This is a genomic window from Lachnotalea glycerini, from assembly GCF_003201285.1.
Classification (GTDB): domain Bacteria; phylum Bacillota; class Clostridia; order Lachnospirales; family Lachnospiraceae; genus Lachnotalea; species Lachnotalea glycerini.
The window spans coordinates 127,965-149,702 of sequence record NZ_QICS01000007.1; the positions used below are offsets into that span (position 1 = coordinate 127,965).

Annotated in this window: 15 protein-coding genes; 3 read left to right on the forward strand and 12 right to left on the reverse strand. The window is 36.0% G+C overall.

From position 1 onward, the window contains the following. Positions 1-84: 84 nt before the first annotated feature. Positions 85-1,395, forward strand: coding sequence for a glycoside hydrolase family 18 protein (locus tag C8E03_RS13775; RefSeq protein ID WP_110291289.1), 1,311 nt, complete (start codon positions 85-87; stop codon positions 1,393-1,395). A gap of 67 nt (positions 1,396-1,462) precedes the next feature. Here the strand turns inward: C8E03_RS13775 and C8E03_RS13780 are convergent, their stop codons facing one another. Together C8E03_RS13780 and yicI are read right to left on the reverse strand one after the other, a co-directional pair. Next, positions 1,463-3,625 (reverse strand): beta-glucosidase, encoded by a 2,163-nt coding sequence (locus C8E03_RS13780; protein ID WP_110291290.1) that lies wholly within the window; start codon positions 3,623-3,625, stop codon positions 1,463-1,465. Between the two features lie 49 nt (positions 3,626-3,674). After that, complete coding sequence (gene yicI / locus C8E03_RS13785) at positions 3,675-6,011, reverse strand: alpha-xylosidase (protein ID WP_110291291.1); 2,337 nt, start codon at positions 6,009-6,011, stop codon at positions 3,675-3,677. A gap of 233 nt (positions 6,012-6,244) precedes the next feature. On the opposite strand from yicI, the gene C8E03_RS13790 reads away from it, so the two are divergent. After that, positions 6,245-8,047, forward strand: coding sequence for a sensor histidine kinase (locus tag C8E03_RS13790; protein WP_094378211.1), 1,803 nt, complete (start codon positions 6,245-6,247; stop codon positions 8,045-8,047). Between the two features lie 4 nt (positions 8,048-8,051). Continuing rightward, complete coding sequence (locus tag C8E03_RS13795) at positions 8,052-9,587, forward strand: response regulator transcription factor (RefSeq protein WP_094378212.1); 1,536 nt, start codon at positions 8,052-8,054, stop codon at positions 9,585-9,587. Between the two features lie 108 nt (positions 9,588-9,695). On the opposite strand, the gene C8E03_RS13800 is transcribed toward C8E03_RS13795, so the two are convergent. From C8E03_RS13800 to C8E03_RS13845, 10 genes are all read right to left on the reverse strand, one after another. Continuing rightward, on the reverse strand, positions 9,696-11,492 hold the full coding sequence (locus C8E03_RS13800) for a type 2 periplasmic-binding domain-containing protein (protein WP_094378213.1): 1,797 nt from the start codon (positions 11,490-11,492) through the stop codon (positions 9,696-9,698). Positions 11,493-11,588: 96 nt separating this feature from the next. Further along, entirely contained in the window at positions 11,589-12,518 is a 930-nt protein-coding gene (locus C8E03_RS13805) for a carbohydrate ABC transporter permease (RefSeq protein WP_094378214.1), read from the reverse strand. A 60-nt stretch (positions 12,519-12,578) separates the two neighbouring features. Further along, positions 12,579-13,532, reverse strand: a complete 954-nt coding sequence (locus C8E03_RS13810) for an ABC transporter permease subunit (protein WP_110291292.1) — start codon at positions 13,530-13,532, stop codon at positions 12,579-12,581. Between the two features lie 160 nt (positions 13,533-13,692). Then, the gene (locus C8E03_RS13815) at positions 13,693-15,210 is read right to left on the reverse strand and encodes a bifunctional metallophosphatase/5'-nucleotidase (protein WP_110291293.1); all 1,518 of its coding nucleotides are present in this window, start codon (positions 15,208-15,210) and stop codon (positions 13,693-13,695) included. Between the two features lie 2 nt (positions 15,211-15,212). Beyond that, entirely contained in the window at positions 15,213-16,019 is an 807-nt protein-coding gene (gene phnE / locus C8E03_RS13820) for a phosphonate ABC transporter, permease protein PhnE (protein ID WP_094378217.1), read from the reverse strand. A 12-nt stretch (positions 16,020-16,031) separates the two neighbouring features. Beyond that, positions 16,032-16,853, reverse strand: a complete 822-nt coding sequence (gene phnE / locus C8E03_RS13825; RefSeq protein WP_094378218.1) for a phosphonate ABC transporter, permease protein PhnE — start codon at positions 16,851-16,853, stop codon at positions 16,032-16,034. Then, entirely contained in the window at positions 16,829-17,608 is a 780-nt protein-coding gene (gene phnC, locus C8E03_RS13830; RefSeq protein ID WP_110291294.1) for a phosphonate ABC transporter ATP-binding protein, read from the reverse strand. Before phnC ends, phnE (C8E03_RS13825) begins: the two co-directional genes overlap by 25 nt. A 66-nt stretch (positions 17,609-17,674) precedes the next feature. Then, positions 17,675-18,721 carry a phosphate/phosphite/phosphonate ABC transporter substrate-binding protein gene (locus C8E03_RS13835; protein WP_110291295.1) on the reverse strand — a complete coding sequence of 349 codons (1,047 nt, stop codon included), beginning with the start codon at positions 18,719-18,721 and terminating at the stop codon, positions 17,675-17,677. A gap of 62 nt (positions 18,722-18,783) precedes the next feature. Next, a complete protein-coding gene (locus C8E03_RS13840; protein WP_110291296.1) occupies positions 18,784-20,358 on the reverse strand; it encodes a motility-associated ABC transporter substrate-binding family protein in 1,575 nt (524 codons plus the stop codon). Between the two features lie 466 nt (positions 20,359-20,824). Further along, positions 20,825-21,682, reverse strand: coding sequence for an AraC family transcriptional regulator (locus C8E03_RS13845; RefSeq protein ID WP_094378222.1), 858 nt, complete (start codon positions 21,680-21,682; stop codon positions 20,825-20,827). Between the last annotated feature and the right edge of the window lie 56 nt (positions 21,683-21,738).

A 21,738-nucleotide genomic window follows, 5' to 3' on the forward strand; every position in this document is an offset into this window, starting at 1 on the left:
CGTCTTTCTTCCATTATTTGTGCTCTACTCAAGTAAAATATACCATGTTATACTGTTTTTATTAATGCAGAAAGAAGGAAAACAATGATGAAAAAACATATTAGCCAAGCGCCCCTATTAACTTTACTATTAGTTATTCTCACTATTGTTTACAGCCCCTTTGCTAATGTAGTGTATGCAAAGCAAACAGACAATGCATCAATCAATTATCAGTATTATTTTAAGGCAAAAGATGTCAAACAATTAGCTCCTTCCAATAAGAAGAGCAATGTTACTACAGCCTCCTCAAATGCTTCTGAAACTTCTGAGTCTTCTGACGCTGCTGTTTCAACTGATACATCTTCCAATAGAGTAGTCGGCTATTATGCTGCTTGGGCAGCTTATTATAGCTATTATCCAAATCAAATTAATGCTACTAAATTAACACACATTAATTACGCTTTTGCAAATATCAGTTCTGATTTAAAGCTTACTTTGGGTTATCCTGATATAGATCAAAACAATATTAAACTTTTAAATTCTTTGAAAAATTCAAATCCTGATTTAAAGACTTTAATCTCTGTAGGTGGCTGGAATTGGTCCGATAAATTCTCTGATGCCGCACTGACTGATGCATCACGAACTGCATTTGCCAATAGTTGTGTAGACTTTATTAACAAATATGGATTTGATGGTATTGATATTGATTGGGAATACCCTGTTAGCGGCGGCTTGGCTACTAACAAAACCCGTCCAGCAGACAAGAAAAACTTTACTCTTTTACTTCAGAAAATACGAGAAAAACTAGATGAACGGGGTACTAAGGATAATAAACACTATCTTCTATCAATTGCCGGCAGCTCTGATGCTTCCTATTTGAACAATGTAGAATTGTCTAAAATAGCATCTTATATTGATTATGCAACTATAATGACCTACGATATGCATGGTATGTGGGATAATTATACTGATCTGCATTCCCCGCTCTATAGCAATACAGACACTTCTCCACAATACAAGGCAAGTATTGATTCTGCTGTAAATTCTTGGATTAATAATGCTTTTCCGTCAAATAAGCTAGTGCTAGGTATTCCGTTCTACGGCTATATTTATTCTTCGGTAAACAATTCTAATCAAGGATTATACCAAAGCTTTGGCGGCTCTAATTCCATTAGTTATCAATTAATTAAGCAAAATTATTTAAATAAATCAGGATACACCAGATATTTTCATTCTCAATCTAAAGTTCCTTGGTTATTTAACGGTTCTGTTTTCATCAGCTATGAAGATACCGAATCCATTTCTTATAAAATGGATTATATCAAATCTAAGAACTTAGGGGGCGCAATGGCTTGGGAGTTGAGTCAGGATCCAAGTGGTGAACTACTGAATGCTATTTATAGTAAAATGAAATAATTTTGATAAGTTCTACATACAACTCATAGGGTGTCGACGACGTCGGCACCCTATATTTTATCTTTCTTTAATAATAATATGTATTATTTAATTCAATTATTTTTTGTAAACGTATATCCTTTGATGAACTTCCGATACAAATTTCATATCTACCTGATTCTGCTTTAAATTGCTTTGTATTGACATCATAGAATCCGAACGCTTTTCTGTCTAATGTAAAAATTACTTCTTTCGTTTCATTCGGTTTTAATAAAACCTTTTGAAATTCCTTTAATTCCTTAAGTGGCCGTTCTACTGATGCATTTTTACTAGCTATGTACAATTGAAGTATTTCGCTGCCCTCTACGCAGCCAATATTTGTGGTTTCAACTGAAACCGTGATGCTGACATCTTCGTTTTCATTAGCAATAATGCTCAAATTTTTATAAGCAAATTCGGTGTAGGATAACCCATAGCCAAAGCAAAATTGCGTATCCATTTGATGGGTATCATAATAACGGTATCCTACCTGAATCCCTTCCCGATAGGAAACCTTTTTTCCTCCCGGATATTCACCGATCAAATGTGCTGGACAATCATTTAATTGATTCGGAAACGTTACTGGAAGCTTACCGCTTGGATTGATATCCCCAAATAAAGCTTCTGCCAGCGCGGTTCCTCCTTCCATTCCTGCATACCAGCTCCACATAACTGCCTTTGAATTCTTTATCCATTCTCCCATTTCAACCGGTGAACCTGCCACCATAACAATCACCGTATTTGGATTTACTTTTAGAACCTCTTGTATTAAACGATCCTGATCATACGGCAGCTTCATATCATCACGGTCAATTCCTTCCGAATCGTAATCATGGTTTAATCCGCCAAACAAAATTACTTCATCGACTCTTTTTGCCTGTTCAACAGCTTCTTTCAAATATAAGTCTCTAATCACCTTTGTCTCTAAGCTGATTTCCTTATTGCGATTGCTAAGCAAGGCATCTTCCAAACTAGTTTCCTGCCAATTGGCATCGTTTTCCTCCATTTTAGGCTCTACATAATATCCATTCACATAAATAACCTCTGTATTACCTCCGAGCCTTTTTTTCAGTCCCATCAACGGAGAAATTTCATAAAGTGCCTTAATTTCAGCACTGCCTCCTCCATTCGAATGAATTTTGTTGGCATTCTCTCCAATCACCAATAATTTCTTAATTTTGTCCTCACAAAGAGGAAGCCGATTATTTTCATTCTTGAGTAAAACAATGGATTCTCTGGCTATTGCAAGAGCCTCTTCTTGATGCTTGGGTATGTTATAGTAACCTCTCGCACGCTTTCCTGAAAGCATGTGCAGGCGCTCCATCAAACGTAGAATATTGCGCACCTTTTCATTGATCAAACTCTCATCTATATTTCCTTCCAATATTTCCTTTTTCAAAGGCTCTGCCATATAATATTCATCAAAATTATTCGTAACGGACATTTCTACATCCAGACCGCTTTTAGCTGCCTTCTTTGTATCATGTACAGCTCCCCAATCTGATATAATGCAGCCGTCATAGTTCCATTCTTGTCTTAAAATATGATGAAGCAGAAATTCGCTTTCACAGCAATGTTCACCCTTTAATAAATTGTATGCCCCCATAATCGCATGACTTTTACCTTCCATAATTGCTTCTTTAAATGCTGCGAGGTAAATTTCATGAAGCGTGCGCTCTTCTACTTCCACATCCACACACAAACGATTGGTTTCCTGATTATTAACTGCAAAATGCTTGACACAGGCTGAAACATCAGACTTTTGAATCCCTTTTATGATAGGAACTGCCATTTGGCCCGTCAAATATGGATCCTCACTTAAGTATTCAAAATTTCTACCACAGGCAGGTGACCTGATAATGTTGATTCCAGGAGCTAAAATCACATCCTTTCCCCTGCCTCTTGTCTCCTCTCCAAGCACCTTTCCAAAGCGATATGCCAGCTTCCTATTCCATGTTGCAGCCAAGGCACTGTTGCATGGAAGATAAGTTACGAAATCATCTGTGTTCCCGACACTATTCCAGTTATCCTTTTCAAACTCATTTCGAACACCCATTGGTCCGTCTGACATTTTAAGTGGGGGAATATGAAGTCTTTCTACTCCTTTAGTCTGAAATAAACCATTTCCATGAATCATACCAATTTTTTCATCCAGAGTCAGCTGTTCCAATAGTTCTTCGATTATTTCTTCTGTCTGCTTCATTTTATCCATAATGCCTCCATTTATAATAAAAATTCCTCTATCAGTTATTATTATTTCTTTATCTACAGCTTAGCTTATCTGAAAGAATTTCAGGTGTTATAATTGAATCGGCTCCTATTGTTGTCAAAGTTCCATTTGATACTTCATGCAGTTTTCTATTTACGAATTGGATACGATAATGCTTTTTAGCATTTGCCGTTATAATAATTTCCCCATTATTTTGTAGGAGCTTTATGGATAATTCCTTTTCTCCCTTTACATTATAAACGATAGTCTCAGCTTCTTTGCCTTCCATTAATTCATAAACTTTTAGCAAAACATGATTTGCATAATCATAATCTGCTCTCTCTTGATCTCCGATTGCAATAATGGAGTGCTCCCTTACCATGAGCGGAATGCTTAAGTAACCACATTCTTTTGTAATCCACTGATTTCCTTCTACGGTTTCACCCGTAAAGTAATCGGTCCAACTGCCTTTTGGTAAGTAATATTGCGCAATACCGTTTTCATTAAAGATTGGAGCAACTAATAGCGAATCTCCTAGCATATATTGTTTATCGAGATATTGGCAATTTTTGTCTTCCATAAATTCCAACACCATGCTTCGCATTGTCGGTATTCCTGTTATTGATGTCTCCACTGCCGTCTTATATAGGTATGGCATTATGCTTGCCTTAAGTTTGGTAAAGAAGCGAACCACATCAACTGCCTCTTCATCGTAAACCCATGGCACACGATAAGATGTGCTGCCATGCAAGCGGCTATGAGAAGACAATAAACCAAATGCCGCCCAACGCTTATAAACATCTGGTGTTGAAGTACTTTCAAAACCACCAATGTCATGACTCCAATAGCCAAAGCCTGACATCATAAGCGACAGACCGGCACGCAGGCTTTCCTCCATTGATTCATAATCTGACCAACAGTCTCCTCCCCAGTGAACCGGGAACTTTTGACCGCCAACCGTTGCCGACCTAGCAAATAAGATTGCTTCTTCCTTACCCTTTTTTCTTTGAATTAATTCATAGACTGTTTTATTGTATAAATAGGTATAATAATTATGCATCTTAACGGGATCTGAACCATCTGCATATATGACATCTGTCGGAATTCTTTCACCAAAATCCGTCTTGAAGCAATCAACGCCCATAGCAAGCAGTGCTTCTAATTTATCACTGTACCATTTACGTGCGTCAGAATTCGTAAAATCAACAATTGCCATGCCCGGCTGCCACATATCCCACTGCCAGATACTACCATCCTTTCGTTTCAAAAAGAAGCCACCCTCTGCCCCTTCTTTAAATAGCGTTGATTCCTGAGCAATGTAAGGATTAATCCACACGCATATTTTAAGGCCTTTCTCCTTTAATCTTGAAAGCATTCCAGCGGGATCTGGAAATACTTTACTGTCCCATGTAAAATCGCACCAGCAAAAATCCTTCATCCAAAAGCAGTCAAAATGAAATACACGAAGCGCAATCCCTCTCTCAAACATGCCGTCTACAAAGTTTAGAACTGTTTCTTCATTGTAATTCGTAGTAAACGAAGTTGACAGCCAAAGCCCAAATGTCCAGGCAGCCGGAAGCGCTGGTTTACCTGTCAAATCCGTATATCTTGTTAAAACCTCCTTCAGCGTAGGTCCGTTAATAACAAAATAATCCAAACTCTCTCCAGGCACGCTAAATTCTGCTTTCGTAACCTGCTCTGTTCCCACTTCAAAGGAAACCTTTTCCGGATGGTTGACAAATACACCGTATCCTTTGTTAGTAATATAGAATGGAATATTTTTGTAAGACTGCTCCGTACTGGTGCCTCCATCCTCATTCCATATATCAACTGTTTGCCCATTCTTCACAAACGGCGTAAAGCGTTCTCCAAGTCCATAGATTAACTCTCCAACCGACAGACTAAGCTGCTGGCGCATATATGTATTATCTTCCTCTCCCCTATCGTATGCATACCCTTTCCAGTCTGTTTTTACATAGGCTAAGTCATTTCCTGCACTTTTGGTCAACATTTCCTTGTCTCTTACATAGGTCATTGACCAATCGTTCTTTGTTATAATAAGCTTAAGACTTCCACTTGTGATCGTAATCTGACTCTCGTCTTCTTCTGCCTGTATTGAGGTATTCGTGTTATAATTTAATTCAAATTCAGGTGTTTTATGAACTACCCCCATATAATGAATCGTTTGTACACGAATGACTTCCGGTGCCGGTACTGTTATCTGAATAGTTAAATTGACTCCTCCTAATGTGTCTCCCCGGTGCTTTATATGATTCGTAGGTGCATAAATCGTTACCATATCCTTTTCTAACTTTGTGCGAAAAACCTGCTTTGGGCTAAAACTTTCATAGCCTTCCTTTAACAGCCAACATCCATTACTAAATTTCATATGAATAAAACTCCCTTCTTTACCATTTTATAACCAATTCAATCATATTATGCACCTATTATAGGGCATAATTTTTGAATCGAATACCGTACAAATTATACTTTAAACACTCTCAAAATTAGATGTTTTTTGAATCATACATTGTCTAATTTCGTAGTTTGACAATTATTTTAGCTTCAACTATAATAGATTTATTACAAACACTTGATAAAAGAAACGAAAGGTGACTAAATATGAATATTACATTATTTCCTAAACGTATCTTTCGCATTACTAAGATAAAAAAACAATTATACTTTATTTATATTTTTGCGCTATTAATTCCAATCTTACTTATTGGAATATTTTTAATTACTAATACCTATCATTTGCTGTTAAAGCACTATCAAAATCAAATTGAGGCAGATAACATACGTGTTAAGTCAATTATGTTTGACGTTACAACTAATGTTTATAATCTGTCTGATGATTTATTCTCTGATAAGGATTTGCAGGTTTTATTGGCAAACCATTATTCATCTAAAGAAGAGTCTGCAAAAGCATGTAATAACTACAGTAAAATCACAAATTTTATCAATAAAAATACATATATTTCTGATATTAAGCTTTACACAAATAATCAAACAATTGCCGAATATGGAAATTTTATTCCTGCTACGCAGGAAATTAAAGAAGCATTATGGTATCAGGAGGCTAGTAATCATGCTGATATTATTTGGAAAAGCATGGAAACGACGGACTATTGGAAGCACACTTCTCAAGAACTTAGTCTGATAAGGAGAATACCTGTTATTTCAACTGGTGAATACGCCATACTGGTCATTCAAATAAGCAACAATTATCTAAAGAACAGAATTCAGAACAATTCGCTGTTTACGGCTGTATCAGTAAATAATGAACCTGTATTTTATAGCACAAACCGCAGCCTGGTTGGCTGTAACGTGGATTTTTCCATTGATTATGAACAAAATCAATATCAATATTTAGGGCAGTTTACCTATGACGAACAGAAAAGTATTGCTTGTATTTCCACTTTACTTCCCTACATTTCCAAGGACAAAATCTATATTTCAACCTTGGATTTTAATGCTCTGCCTGATGCTTATCACATTGTAGCCTTTTGCAGTATCATTATATTGATTGCCTGTATTGTGCCCTTTATATTGTTCACGCTGTTTACCAATCATTTCAGTACACGTATTAATACATTGCTTCGTGAAATGCATAAGGCAAGTAATGGCGATTATAATATTATTGATAATTTCAAAGGAAATGACGAGTTATCTGAGGTATTCTCAGACCTGAAAGTAATGATTCGCTGTATCATGCAAATGGATTCAAAAATGTATGAAGCAAAACTAAAGGAAAAGGAGTTTACTAACCAACAACAGAAAATGGAATTTAAAATGCTTGCCAGCCAAATAAATCCTCATTTTATTTACAATACACTGGAAACTATACGCATGCAATCATTTACTTCTGGAAACCGTGATGTAGCAAATGCAATTAAGCTGCTTGGCAAATATTTGCATTACGTACTGGAAAATACAGGTACGTCCTCGACTACACTAAAAAAAGAACTGGATTACATACAGACCTACCTTGCCATTCAAAAGCTCCGTTTTGATGATAGGGTCAACTATCAATTAATGATTCAGGATGCTTTGAATTTAGAAGAATATCAAATACTTCCTCTGCTTTTACAACCAATTGTGGAAAATGCGATTCTTCATGGTCTTGAAGGTACAAACGAAAATGGCAAAATTATAATCGATGTAAAGGTAATTGAGGAAGAGTTTCTTATCATAGATATTTTTGACAATGGGCTGGGAATGACAGAGGACAAACTTCTTGAACTAAATCAAAATATCCAAACTCGAAAGCAAAATAAAACTTCAAACATTGGTTTATATAACATTAATCAACGTATAAAGTTATATTATGGCAATGCTTATGGAATGAATATCAAAAGCCGTTTAGAAGAAGGAACACTTGTGACACTCACACTTCCTTCACATAACACAATGGAGGATTAACTTAATGAATGTATTTATAGCAGATGATGAAGCAATCATAAGAGAAGGATTGAAATATATAGTTGACTGGAAAGAATTAGGGTTCTCTCTTTGTGGCGAAGCAAATAATGGCGACGATACCTTAGCCGGTATATTAACACTTAAGCCCGATTTGGTTCTGCTGGATATTCGTATGCCCAAATTAGAGGGAACTGAAATTGTGCGCATATCAAGAGAGCGTAATTATAAAGGACATTTTATTATTTTAAGCGGTTTTTCGGATTTTAAGTATGCCCAGACTGCAATTCGTTATGGAGTAGATTATTACCTGACGAAGCCAATTGATGAAGACGAATTAACCAATGCAATTACTTCAGTTAAAGAAACAATAAAAGCAGAGCAAATACATACCGATTCCATACGTCAATTTAAAGAAAAGGCTAAGCATACTGTCCTGCGTGATATTCTTCTTAATTCCAGTGATTTTGAGTCATTAAATTTAAAGGAGCTTAACATTCTTGATACAAAATATCAGGTTATCATTTATGAAAATTATAATCGTGATTCATTTGGTCAAAATTATAGCTTTGCTGAATTATTAAAGATTTCTAATAAAGAAAATCATTTCTTTGAGCATCTTAAGATTCACGAAAAGGATATTATCGTATTAAAGGGCAGCTATGCACTGGAACGTTTTTTGGATGTATTGCGTCATTACCGCAACATACCGCAAAAGGGGTCTTACCTTGATTCTATATTTCTTGCTTATGGACGCATTGTAACAAGAGCAGATGACATTCATTATTCCTATGAGGATGCCTTAAATCTCATGAACCGCCGATTTTTCTGCGAACAAAACCGACATGCCATCGGCTATCAAAAATTACCTGATGTGAAGCAAAAAGATGAAATAAATCCTCAGGATGCTAAGTTTTATAGTAATAAATTGTGTAACTACATTCAAAGCTATAATCGAAATATGATTGTTGATACTTTAGTCACTTTAGAAAAGACACTTTATTTGACTCAAACTGATGTGCCGAATATCAAACTGTTTTTAACCGATATCTATTTGCAGATAAAACAGGAAATAGATCATGTTTACAGTACAATGGATATCCCATTTCCAAGTAATTCTTCTGTAATTAACTTTATTGATAGTAAATATTATTTATATGAAATTATTCAATTTTTTTCAGAACAGTTTGAAATGGTAATGAAAGCAATTGGAAATTCCTCGAGTGACAGCATTTTGGATGATATTGTTTATTATATTAATCACAATTTTCACGAAAATATTAAACTAGAAACAATTGCTCCGCTATTTGGCTATAACAGCTCATATTTAGGAAAAATATTCAATAAAAAAATGGGGGGGAATTTTAATTCTTATATTGACCATGTAAGAATAGAACACTCCAAAAAGCTTCTTATTGAAAATCAAATGAAAGTATACGAAATTTCAGAACTGGTCGGTTACAAAAATGTAGATTACTTTCATAAAAAATTCAAAAAATATGTAGGAATGAGTCCAGCCGAATTTCGAAAACGAAATGTTTAATAAAGCAAATATTTATTAATTAAACTCTAATCAAAAATTCTACCTCCAATCCATCTTTAAAGTGACAAATTGGAGGTATCTATTTCATTCAAAAGGGTATTGAATAACTTACTGCTCAGCTGCTGCTTCTATCCTTGCAGCATTTTGATCCTTTGCGTTTTGCATATCAACAGCCAATACCTGATCATAACCAAGTCCCTTTACAATATCCTGCATTTCACTTAATAAGCTGTTAAATTCATCTTCACTGGAAGCAAATACCATTTTCCATGAGTACTCAACAATAATTGCCTTGCATTGTCCTCTTAAAGTGGTTATCTCAGAGTCCTCAGCGGGAGTTATGTAGGAAGAACCAGGTGCTACCATAAGTTTATCATTATTCTGTAGATATTCTAATGTTGTTTTCGCATTCATTTGTGTCTGCCAATCAATATCAAGCAAAGTCGTGTTAGCCTCAATAACAGAATCCCACAGATTATAGTTGTATGCACATCCTGTCTTTGGATCAATATCTGCCGGTGATACTGCCTGGAAATTAAGTGCTGATACACCATCTTTCCATGTACCGCCTCCCCATTCATCCGGAACTTGTGTTTCTCCGCCATCGTAGAAAGCTTTCCAGCCAAATTCTGTTAAAGAGGCAACATTGTCTTTCATTTCCCAAGTAAGTCCTTCTGGCCCACAAGATTTAGCTGTTTGAGCTGCTGAATCCTCAATACCTTCTGGTGAATATAACCAATCAATAAAGTCTGCCAGTCTTTCCTTATCTTCTGCCTTGCTTCCAATTCCGATGCACTGTCTGTCACCGTTTGGTTTACATCCGTAAGAAAATATACTCATATCGTCAAAGGATGAAATCATAAAGCCTTTACCAGCAGCTTTATTCTCTGTTGTATTATACGCTGACTGACCAAGCCAAGGCCATGGTGAATATAAAATCTGACCATCCTGATATTTTGTGTAGAGGGTATCATAGTTTTGTGTCGTAGATTCTGGATCAACGATTCCCATTTGGTTTGCATCATAATAGAATTTTAAAACTCTTGTATACATTGAATCACTGTCAATAATACTTTGGTACTCTGAGCCATCTGCCTTTGCCAACACAAAGCCAAGCTCATCAAAGCCATAAAAACAGGTTGGCTGCTTTGCCAAACACATCATATTTCCATCCCAATCCTTAAATAAAGAAATTCCATATGTCTGTTTTCCTGAATCGCTGGTAGGAACAGCTTCCTGCATTGCCTTTAACACAGGAAGTAAATCCTCAAGCGTACTCATAGGTGTGTAGCCGATTGCTTTGTAAGCATCCCAGCGAAGATAAGGTCCAAAAGTAGGGTCTAAGCCTTCAGACGGTGTAATTGCCGATTGTTCTGAAACACTGGCAGGAATTGCGTAAACACCATCCTCCTTCACTAAATCATTTAATGAATCAATACCTGACTGATATTGCTTTAAGTACTCTTTATCAGCGATTAAATCCGATAAATCTGTCAATAATCCTGCGGTTACCATATCCTGTAGCTTTCCGTCGTCTGCACCATAAATAATCAAATCTCCTAGATCTCCTGCTGCAGAACGAGTCTGGTATAAAGTATCTCCTCCCCCTGAAACATTTGGTGAAATCATATTAAGCTCCATATTGAATTTATCCTTGACTATTTTAGCAAACCACCCTGATTGAATCCCTTGGTAATTTGCTAATCCGTCAAATACATCTACCGTGATAAATTCCGGATACTTTTTTTCACCTTCGGTTTCAGTGTTATTACTGCCTGCTTCATTTGTGCTTTCTTCATCACTCTTGGTCGTATTGGATGTACTTTTTGCATCGTTTTTGCAGCCTGCCAGCGTTGAAACTGCTAACACTGTGCACAATAGCACACTTAGAAATTTCTTTCTCATTCTATTTACCCCCAAATTTTATTTTAGCAAAATAAATAAACAATACTATTTATTTTGTTTTGCTCCTTATATCAAGAAACCTATTGCACTTTTCTCTTACCCCTTTACAGAGCCAATCATAATACCCTTAACAAAATACCTTTGAAAAATGGGATAGATACATAAAATCGGTATAACCACAATAACCGTTACCGTCATTCGAATTGATGTAGGTGTCTGTTGAGTGGCCAATGCCATCATATCAGCTGCACCTCCTCCACCTGTTGCATTATTAATCAATGCTTTTAGAGAATTTGCCTGATTAATATAACAATATAATAAATATTGCAATGAATATAATTTCTGGTCGGTAATATAAATTAAAGTATCATAGAAATTATTCCATTGGTTAACTGCAGAAAAGATTGCAATGGTCGCTAAAATCGGCTTACAAGTCGGCAGAATAATTCTTAAAAATACGGTTATTATTCCTGCCCCGTCAATTTCTGCTGCCTCCTGTAGAGATGATGGAATTGATTCCACATACGTTTTTACCAATATAATATTAAATGGCTGGACAACAGCCGGTATAATATATACCCAAAACGTATTCGTTAAATGCAGATTTTTCATAGTTAAAAACATTGGAATCAAGCCTGCATTAAAATACATCGTTACTACAATAAAGCGATACCAAAATTTCCTGCCCCACATTTTCTGTTGGGTAAACATAAATCCTAAAAATGAGGATGCTAATACAGTAAATGTAGTTCCAAGCAATGTTCTTGCTATTGATATCATTAAAGCAGTTCCAAGCCCCCTAATCTTAATTACATTAATATAATTTTGAATATGTATTTCCTTTGGTATCAAATTAATTACGCCATTTGCGCTTAACTGATTGGAACTAATTGTATTGATTAGAAGATAATAAAATGGATAGATACAAATTAAAGTAAAAATCATAAAAAACCCATAATTTAATATATTAAAAATAACATCCGATGAATTTAATTTCATTCGTTTCGCCTTAACCATCTGTTTCATTATAAATCCCTCCATGAATGCCTCAAAGGCAAATACTTCCTTGATGTGAACTCAATTTATTTATATAATCGTTTCTCCTCTTACCCTTTTGGAGACATGATTGACAATAAATAAAAGAGTGACACTCACGATACTCTTAAGCATACCAATTGCGGTTGCCAGCGATGGACTTTTACCCGTCATACCAATATTGTATACATATAAATCAAGTACCTGTATATGCGCTTTATTAAAGGAATTTTGAAAAACATAATATTGGTCTAATCCATTATTTAAGAAATTAGCTACTGCAAGCATAAGCAAAACAAAAAAGGTAGGCATCAATGCCGGCAGGGTGATATACCTCATCAACTTAAAGCGATTGGCTCCATCTACCTTGGCTGCATCATATAATTCCTGATCTACTCCGGCAATTGCCGCCAGATACATAATAGACCCCCAGCCAAGCCCTTTCCAGGTATACCATACAAGCATGGAAAGCCATGTATGTGAATCACCGTCCAGAAATTTAAGCGGAGTTGAAATCACTCCCAGATTCATTAATATGGTATTTACCATTCCTGTATTCGTAAACAAGCTATAGGCAACTGAATAAACCATAACCCAACTAATAAAGTTAGGTACTGTTGTAAAGGTTTGTACAAAATTTTTGAACCATTTACATTTTATTTCACTTAAAAAAATTGCAAAAATCACAGGTAAAAAGGAAGTTGCTAGCGTTAAGCCACTCATTGCAAATGTATTTATCATAACCTTTAACAACTGACTTACCTGCGTTTTATTGGAAAATAACATTTTAAACCATTGCATACCTACAAAATCGCATTGTGATAATTTAAGAGGCGGTCTGTAATCAAAAAAGGCATATGCCCAACCATGTAGTGGAAAATAAGAAAATGCAAAGGACAAGATTAAAAATGGCACTATGTACAAAAACATTATCTTTCCTTGTACATTTTTCTTTTTCTTTACTTTCTCTGACTCTTTTGTCTGTAGGGATAATATATTTTGCATTTTTAACCTCCTGATATTCGTACTTTCATTCTTACTAAATCATATGCTGATTGGCTAAATAAATAGTAGCATTTTTTTTCTTTTCTGAATACAGGAAAAATTAAATATAGAATGTAGTAATAATTCCATTATATAAAATAATAATTCAAGATATTGGAATTTATTTCAATGTAACAATTCTTTTCTTTTTAGGTATTTTGGTAACAGTATTCTGATGCGTCTCAAAAAAATTTAAAATTAATTCTACCATTTCAGTATTTATCTCTTTTACTTTTTTGCATTTTGGATACATAGAATAACCTCCTGCTCCGCTTGCTCGGTAATTATTGATGCAAACCAAAAAGATGTCCTCCTCAGCGATATTTTTTTGGTGATATTTTAATAAGCTGACACGCTCACCTGGCTTTTTGGCTGGGTCAATTTGGTACTCAATTCCTGCATAGTAATCGTAATTATAGTGCTCTGTCTTTGGTTCTAAGAATTGCTTTGCTATCGTCAATTCTCCCCTGTCATTTAATTGAAAATACTCTGCACTCCGCTCGATTGCTGCTTTTACATCCTCTCCAGTCATTTCAAGCACAACTAATGTATTGGGATAAGGGTAAGTGGCTATGATATCCCTTCTGGTTACTATTTTGTCAAACCCCTTTACATCATTTGGCAGACTGCATACAGAAATCTGAGCCTTTGAGTAGTAGAGCTGAATATAATTGATAAAAGAAGCAATCTCATTTCCCTCAGATGCCATCTTAAGCTTACTTTCCGGCATAAGAGCCTTTGTAAGCTCTCCAACCTTTTTCTCCAGCCAGCTTTGTACTTTTGTTTCAATCAAATAGAATGCATTCGTATCAAACTCCTCTTTCCTCTTAGGTTTTTCTATTCTGGATTGAATTTTGACGTCTTTATTTTCAACAGAAATTTCTGCCACATGATACTCTACTCCATTTTCCTTAGGCTGTAGTACATAGGTGTGATGTACGTATTGTCCATGTATGGACATATGTTGATGTCCTGTCAGTAATAGATCAAAGTCAAGCTCCTTGCAAATTCGATATGCGATATTTTCTGAAGTCTCAGACAGTAACTCGCCTGTTTCAAGATTTCTTTCAAAGCCTCCATGATAGATACAAAGTGTAATGTCTACTTGATTTCTCAATTGTTCTAAGGAATACTGTGCTTCTTTAAAGGTATCTGTTATATTCAAGTGTTCTAAATTTTCCTTTTTTTCCCATATGTTAACATAATCTGTTACAAGTCCTACTATTCCTACTTTCATCCCATTTTCCATCATTTTGATATCATAAGGATACAGATAATTATTATTTAGGTCTTTGACATTTTGACACACACATTTTGCATTTAGGCTTTTAATATAGTCTTTTAGATAATCCTGTCCATAATTAAAATCATGATTACCAATGGTTACGTAATCGTAGCCGCATGAATTCATAATCTGAGCAATAATCTGATTGGATTTGATTTGATTTTGACAGTAGTAGGCAAAGGCAGATCCTTGTAACATATCTCCTCCATCTATTATCAGTGTATTTCCATCCTTTTTAAATTGATTTGCACATTGAAAGAGCCCCATTTCTTTAACTTTTTTATCTGCATAACTGGTAGGAAAAAAATAACCGTGAATATCGGAGGTATAATAAATTTTTATACTATTTCTCATTTTTAACCTCTTGCTAATTTGACACGTATTTTTGTTGAAATCACTTCAATTACTAATATTAATACAATCAAACCTGTTAATATGGCACCTGCCTCATTCCAACGATAAGCATTCATAGCATAGATCAGTGGTGCTCCAATTCCTCCCGCTCCTACCATGCCAAGTACAGTTGCATCCCTAAGATTCATATCAAAGCGATAAATTATGGTAGACATAAAATCCGGAAACAATTGTGGAATAATACCATAGCGGATTTTCTGCAACGTGGTACACCCTATTGCATCTAAGGATTCTAATATTTTAATGTCTAAATCTTCAATTGACTCAATATACATTTTTGATATCATCCCAATAGAGCACAAAGACATTGTTAATAAACCTGTAAAGGCACCAGGACCTGTTACCCTTATAAACATTAGTCCATAAACAAGGGCTGGTACGGTTCGTATTGCCATAATGAAAACTCTAACCAATAATGCAACTGGTCTGGCGACTACATTAGCAGCAGACAAAAAAGACAACGGTACAGACAAAATTGCTCCGACGATTGTTCCTAAAAATGCGATGCACATTGTCTCCAACAGCAGATAGGCAACTCCATTTTCAGACAGGTCAAATAGCAATTTCGTGTCCGGATGAAATATTCCAGTTATAATACAGCCTGCCATTTCCACTCCTTTTGCTGTTATCTTATAATTGACTGTACTTGATGACCATGCAAGCATGATTCCAATAAGAAATGCAATGCTTAACTGTAGTATCCAACGTTTTGGTTCTTCTTCATATTTTACTAATATTTTTTGATTCATCCTTCATCCTCACTAAGTTAATCTCAATCTGATATAATGGCTGAGTGCTTCAATTATAATAACAGTGATAAATAATACAACTAATATCATTCCTACACTGTCATATTCTCTCCATCCTATTTTTTCGTTTATAATCAATCCAAGCCCGCCTGCCCCGACATAACCAAGGATTGAAGCATATCTAACATTTCCCTCAAAGCAGAAAAGGCAGATAGAGAGATAAGCTGGCAGTACCTGAGGTAAAATTGCAGCCAGAAAAGCGTACGTTTTATTTGCACCCATTGCTTCCATTGCTTCATATGCTCCCATGTCAACTGTCTCGATTTGCTCGTATAGCTGTTTTCCCACATATGCAAAGGTAAAAATACAAATAGCAACTGTTCCTGCCATAGTACCCAGTCCAAAAATATAAGTAGCAACTAAGGCCGTCACTAAAGTCGGTAAAGTCCTGACTAAACTTAGTAAAAAGCGGATTACCAGCATGAAAAAGCGGTTAAATACCAGATTGCTGGAAGCTAGAATGGCAAACGGAATTGCCAATATACTTCCGGTCATAGAACCTAGCAGGGACATCTTAATTGTGTCAAACAATGGATTCCATATATTATTGACATAGCTAAGTTTCGGAGGAAACATTTGAGTCAATATGTTAAAGAATTTCCCTCCTCTCTTTAAAAGTATATGTATGTTAAATCCAGTAATTTTGGCCGATATACAGGCTGCTATGAAAAGCATTATAAGGATGATGGGTGTTTTTGAAATTGGCTCCTCTATTACTTTTTTATTAGACAATTGAAGCTTCCTTGGTTTCAATATTCTATTATAGATTCCCATTTTGGTTCCTCCTTAGTAATTTCTTTGCCATATATTTTATTTAACACATCCTCATCAACCTCACTGGCTGGTCCGTCATACAGTATCTTTCCAGCTCTGATTCCAATAATCCGATTGGCATAATTCAAAGCTAATTCTACGTGATGAATATTGATTAAAATTGTTATATTCATTTCCTTATTGATTCTCTTGAAATCATCCATAACCTGCTTTGCTGTAACAGGATCAAGCGCTGCCACCGGTTCGTCGGCCAAAATTATTTTCGGATTTTGTGCAAGGGTTCTTGCTAATGCCACTCTTTGTTGCTGACCGCCTGAAAGTTGTTCCGTTCTAATATAAGCTTTTTCCAATATTCCAACTTTGTCTAAGGCTTCCAATGCCGCTATTTTGTTTTCCTTGGTGAATGCTCCAAGCAAAACACGCCAGAATGGCATATTAGGAACATTAGCTGTCAGTACATTTTTTATGACTGTTGTTCTGGTCACTAAATGAAAGGACTGAAAAATCATTCCGATGCTTCGTCTGAATTTTCTTAGTTCTATTCCTTTTAAGCTTTTAACCTCACTGCCATTCACAATTAATTCTCCTGAAGTTATTTCATGCATCCGATTAATTGACCTTAACAGTGTTGACTTTCCTGCTCCTGATAAGCCAATAATCCCTACAAATTCACCTTGTTTGATTTGAAGTGTCACATCATCAAGACCCTTTACACCATTTGAATATAGTTTAGAAACATGTTTAAATTCTATCATATATACTCCTTCTAGCCCATAAAAGCAGGAATAAGCCAATGACCTATCCCTGCTTAAGCAGCTATATTAGTTTGCTGCACCTAATTCCTTTATTAGCTTTTGTGCTTCTCTTTCTTTATCGTAATCAGAGGACTTTGCTGTCTGATACCCTTGATGGCTGTAAATGGAGATAATTTTTTTCCCTTCATCGGTATTGGCAATATCTATAAAAGCTTTCTGAATTGCGGTTTTTAGCTCATCGCTCATAATTTCCGATGTTTTACTAACACAGACGGTATCATTGTAAATGGGATCGGTGACTCCGATTACATTCGTTTCAGTCCAAATAGAATCCGTCCGTCCAAATTCTGTTGACCATTTCTCAGCATTATCAATTCTTGCGTCTGCATACGCAACTATAACATCCACCTGTCCGGAAGCCAATCTTGCAAAAGCACTTCCGTAGGAGTCTGACTGAACTACATTAGATAAATCTGTGATTGCTTTTCCATATTTTTCGTTCAGCCATAGTGCCGGATAAATATACCCGGCTGAAGAAGAAGAGGACATAACGCTCCAATTTGCACTGTTTAAATCCTCCCAGGTAAGCTCTTTTCCAGAATTTATGATAGCTGCGAGTTCTTTTCCTTTTTCGGATGGTCCTGCTATAAACAATGCGCGATAAGAAACTGCCTGTTCTTTCGTATTTTCGGTAGCATTCCCATCATTCCATTCTTTGGGATTATTAAATTCTTTATTCAAACCAAAACGCGTAGCCGTTAATGCGACATCTGCACCATCATCATAAAGTACATAAGTGCCTCCGGGTATTAGACCAATATCTGCTGTTCCTGCTGACAAGGCCTCTCCTACCGCTTCAAATGTGGTACCAACTAATATCTCAACCTCTCCTACCTCATAGCCTTGCTTTTCCAATTCCTCCTTTAGCGAAGCTTTCAATGGCTCGGTCGCCGTCACTATCTCCTCCGGCTCTCTGGAGGGTACAAAATATACCTTTAAGGTGTCAATGAAATTCGTCTTTGAAGAAGTCTCTTTCGCTGCCTCATTCCCACATGCTGCCAATGCTACTGCACATACCAGTGCAATTATTATTGCTATAATAATCCTTTTCATTTTTAAACTCCTTCTATGTTTTGTATTAATTGATCAATCATTTATAGACTATTAAATTATACCTACTTAACTGTAAGTGTATAGGATTCGGTTAATAATTTTTTACCTGACTGCTTTAATCTTAAGCTAAATGTACCACTCGCAGTTGCATCAATGATAAATCCGATTGTTTTGGATGCCTTTCCATTACTATCTGTCGTAATAGAAAATTCTTCACTATAACCGCTTACAGCCGGATAAGAACCATTTGATTTTGCAAATCTAGCAATCTGTGTTCCTCCGCTTAAATAGGCACCTAATGAATATCCCTTATAGGTTGTGTTTGCTGTAAGTCCTGTAAAATTAATTGTCATAGTTAATTCTTTCCCTGCAATAATTTCAGCCGGGGTTTCAATTTGATAGGTTTGCTCTTCATTGCTATTATCATTACCACTGTTGTTTGAGATACAGCCATAAGCGCCTTCTTTAAAGGTCACAGCATCGTACCATTTGTATCCACTTGAAGGAGTTGCCCATGGTTCGCTTTGTGGTTCAGTAGAGACAGTTGGTGCTTCATAATCATATAATACAGTAGCAGTATCCAATGAAATTTGGGTATCAACAAAACTGTTATAGCTCTCCTGCTTAGCCAGCCAATTAGAAAGCTGTATTAAAAGCAGAGCATCATCTGCTTCCAAATAACCATCATAGGTTTTTTTCTTCGCACCTGTTTCTTCTCTTACATATTTGGGAGAAGAATCCTCTACTGCTGAAGAATCACCTAAGAATGCAGCTTTTCCCTGTCCTATTTTAGCAATTGCAACATAAGCTCCTTCTTCAATCCCCCCTCCGTTGTATACTCCGTTGTCTACCGCATAAGACCACTTATCATTAGAGTTTAAGTTTTCCGGCAAATAAACAATTCCTTTTGCTATTTGCGGGTTTATAATTGCAATGGTTGAACCTGCATGCATGGCCACAGCATCCACATTTTCAGTAATGCCAAATGACTCGCTGGCATCAACTATCTTGGTTGCATTGATATCTCCCAGCGCATTATAGCGAAAACGTACTCCAAAGTTTTCTGCCAGCCAGTCACTGCTGCTAACTCCATTCATCGCCTCGCTGGCTGCCTCCTCGGCACTCATACCTTTGGTCGGGTCAAAGTACGCACCTCTTCGATAGCCATTAAATACTTCCGATGCATCCCATCTGTTTTTGTTTCGATCTGCATTATAATGATCCGCGATAAAAAATACACTTCCCCCATTTTGAACATATTGTAAGATTGCTTCCTGCTCCGTTTTCTTATAAGGAATATTAGCTTCTGGAATCACAAAGACATCATAGCTTTTTAAATCAGAATACGTAATTTCTGAATTTTTTCTAAGCTCCTTTACATAATATCCATGATTTACAAGGTCATCTGCATAGTCTGAAAATCCTCCATCTATAACCCAATCTGCCGCACCTGCTGTCTGTCCGTGCGTATTATCAAATAAAATACTTTCACCATTTGCCTCAGTTGGTGTCAAATAGGGAGCTGCATCAGAATAATTTTCTGCCTGTACCATATAGTCAGGTGTAAACAGAAATGTAACAATTAAGCCTGCTGCAAAAATACGAGATAATCCCCTTGATAATTTTGTTCTTTTCATCATTTCCCCTCCGTTTTTGTTACCATTATTACAGACCTAATTGTAGCTCTTATGTTTTTTCTTTATTTGGCTCTTATTGATGATCTGTAATTAATGAGTAAATGCCTTATGCTTACGACAATTTTTATTTTGTTCGCAGTGATGGCAAACCTGTTTATTCTACATTTATAATCATATTGCATTTTTGCTAAATTCTCAATCTTTAATTTATTTTTGTATATTTGGTACATTTTTACTGTTTATTTTGCAACAATTTGATGATTAAAGAACAAAGTACATACACTTTGCCGCGCCCAATGCTGTCACGCAGTGACATTTTCCACATGCATTCGTGCGTATTGTGTTTTTATTTCATAGAGGAATCTATACGTTAACAACAAACTCTTTCCTATGAAAAAAAACAAGATTGTGTTCTTTACACAACCTTGTCTCTTATACTAAATTTATGTATTACAACATTTAATTTTTATACATTCTCTTTCTTCTCTACCGGAATCCATACCTCATATTTGGCATTTTGAGGATCGGGATTTAAATATACTTCTATATCAGGAGCATTCCCATATTCATAACCGGAGGTCGGAAGCCATTCAGTTACAATCCGCTTCTCTAATTCTTGTAAGGATTGGCTGGTGCCCTCCCCTGCGAAAACTGCCCATGTAGCAGCCGGAACCATAAATTCTTCAAAATCACTTTCAAGCGGCTTATGACTTGCAACTGCAATATAATATCTCCAATTCTCCTCTTCATTACAAGCACTCACTCCTAACAGCCCCATTGGAATTTGATCCATCCATCCTGCAAGCTTTGGGATGGTTTGGTCTGTTGCCGCTTTTTCCCACATTTTTGGTACAATTTCAAAGTTTTTCTCAATTTCCTTTTCAAGCGGCATTGAAATTCCGACAATTCGAAACGCATCTTTTTTCTCAATTCGATAATTCATTTCACTTTCTCCTTTTATTGTTATCTTAAAGCCAATAGGTGGAAATGCTTTTAAAACAACACCATCAAGTCGAGCCTGTGTCGGCGCTATGCCGTGTACACTTTTAAAGGCTCTGGTAAATGCAGTCGGAGACTCATAACCATATTTCAATCCGATATCAATAACCTTGTTCGCCTCATTTTTTAATTCTGTCGCTGCTAAAGACATCTTTCTTTTGCGAATATATTCTGATAAGGAAATATCTGCCATATACGCAAACATTCTTTGAAAATGATAAGTAGAACAACCTGCAATTTTACCTACCTCATTCATATCGATGGTATCACACATATGCTCTTCCATATAATGAATCGCTTCATTTAATCGTTCAATCCATTCCATCTAATCAACTCCTCACACTAAAATACTATATTTTTTATAGAAAAACCTCTCTTTTC

Coding starts and splice junctions, on each gene's coding strand:
- C8E03_RS13775 (WP_110291289.1), top strand. CDS start 85: ATGATGAAAAAACATATTAGCCAAGCGCCCCTATTAACTTTACTATTA.
- C8E03_RS13780 (WP_110291290.1), bottom strand. CDS start 3,625: ATGGATAAAATGAAGCAGACAGAAGAAATAATCGAAGAACTATTGGAA.
- yicI (WP_110291291.1), bottom strand. CDS start 6,011: ATGAAATTTAGTAATGGATGTTGGCTGTTAAAGGAAGGCTATGAAAGT.
- C8E03_RS13790 (WP_094378211.1), top strand. CDS start 6,245: ATGAATATTACATTATTTCCTAAACGTATCTTTCGCATTACTAAGATA.
- C8E03_RS13795 (WP_094378212.1), top strand. CDS start 8,052: ATGAATGTATTTATAGCAGATGATGAAGCAATCATAAGAGAAGGATTG.
- C8E03_RS13800 (WP_094378213.1), bottom strand. CDS start 11,492: ATGAGAAAGAAATTTCTAAGTGTGCTATTGTGCACAGTGTTAGCAGTT.
- C8E03_RS13805 (WP_094378214.1), bottom strand. CDS start 12,518: ATGAAACAGATGGTTAAGGCGAAACGAATGAAATTAAATTCATCGGAT.
- C8E03_RS13810 (WP_110291292.1), bottom strand. CDS start 13,532: ATGCAAAATATATTATCCCTACAGACAAAAGAGTCAGAGAAAGTAAAG.
- C8E03_RS13815 (WP_110291293.1), bottom strand. CDS start 15,210: ATGAGAAATAGTATAAAAATTTATTATACCTCCGATATTCACGGTTAT.
- phnE (WP_094378217.1), bottom strand. CDS start 16,019: ATGAATCAAAAAATATTAGTAAAATATGAAGAAGAACCAAAACGTTGG.
- phnE (WP_094378218.1), bottom strand. CDS start 16,853: ATGGGAATCTATAATAGAATATTGAAACCAAGGAAGCTTCAATTGTCT.
- phnC (WP_110291294.1), bottom strand. CDS start 17,608: ATGATAGAATTTAAACATGTTTCTAAACTATATTCAAATGGTGTAAAG.
- C8E03_RS13835 (WP_110291295.1), bottom strand. CDS start 18,721: ATGAAAAGGATTATTATAGCAATAATAATTGCACTGGTATGTGCAGTA.
- C8E03_RS13840 (WP_110291296.1), bottom strand. CDS start 20,358: ATGAAAAGAACAAAATTATCAAGGGGATTATCTCGTATTTTTGCAGCA.
- C8E03_RS13845 (WP_094378222.1), bottom strand. CDS start 21,682: ATGGAATGGATTGAACGATTAAATGAAGCGATTCATTATATGGAAGAG.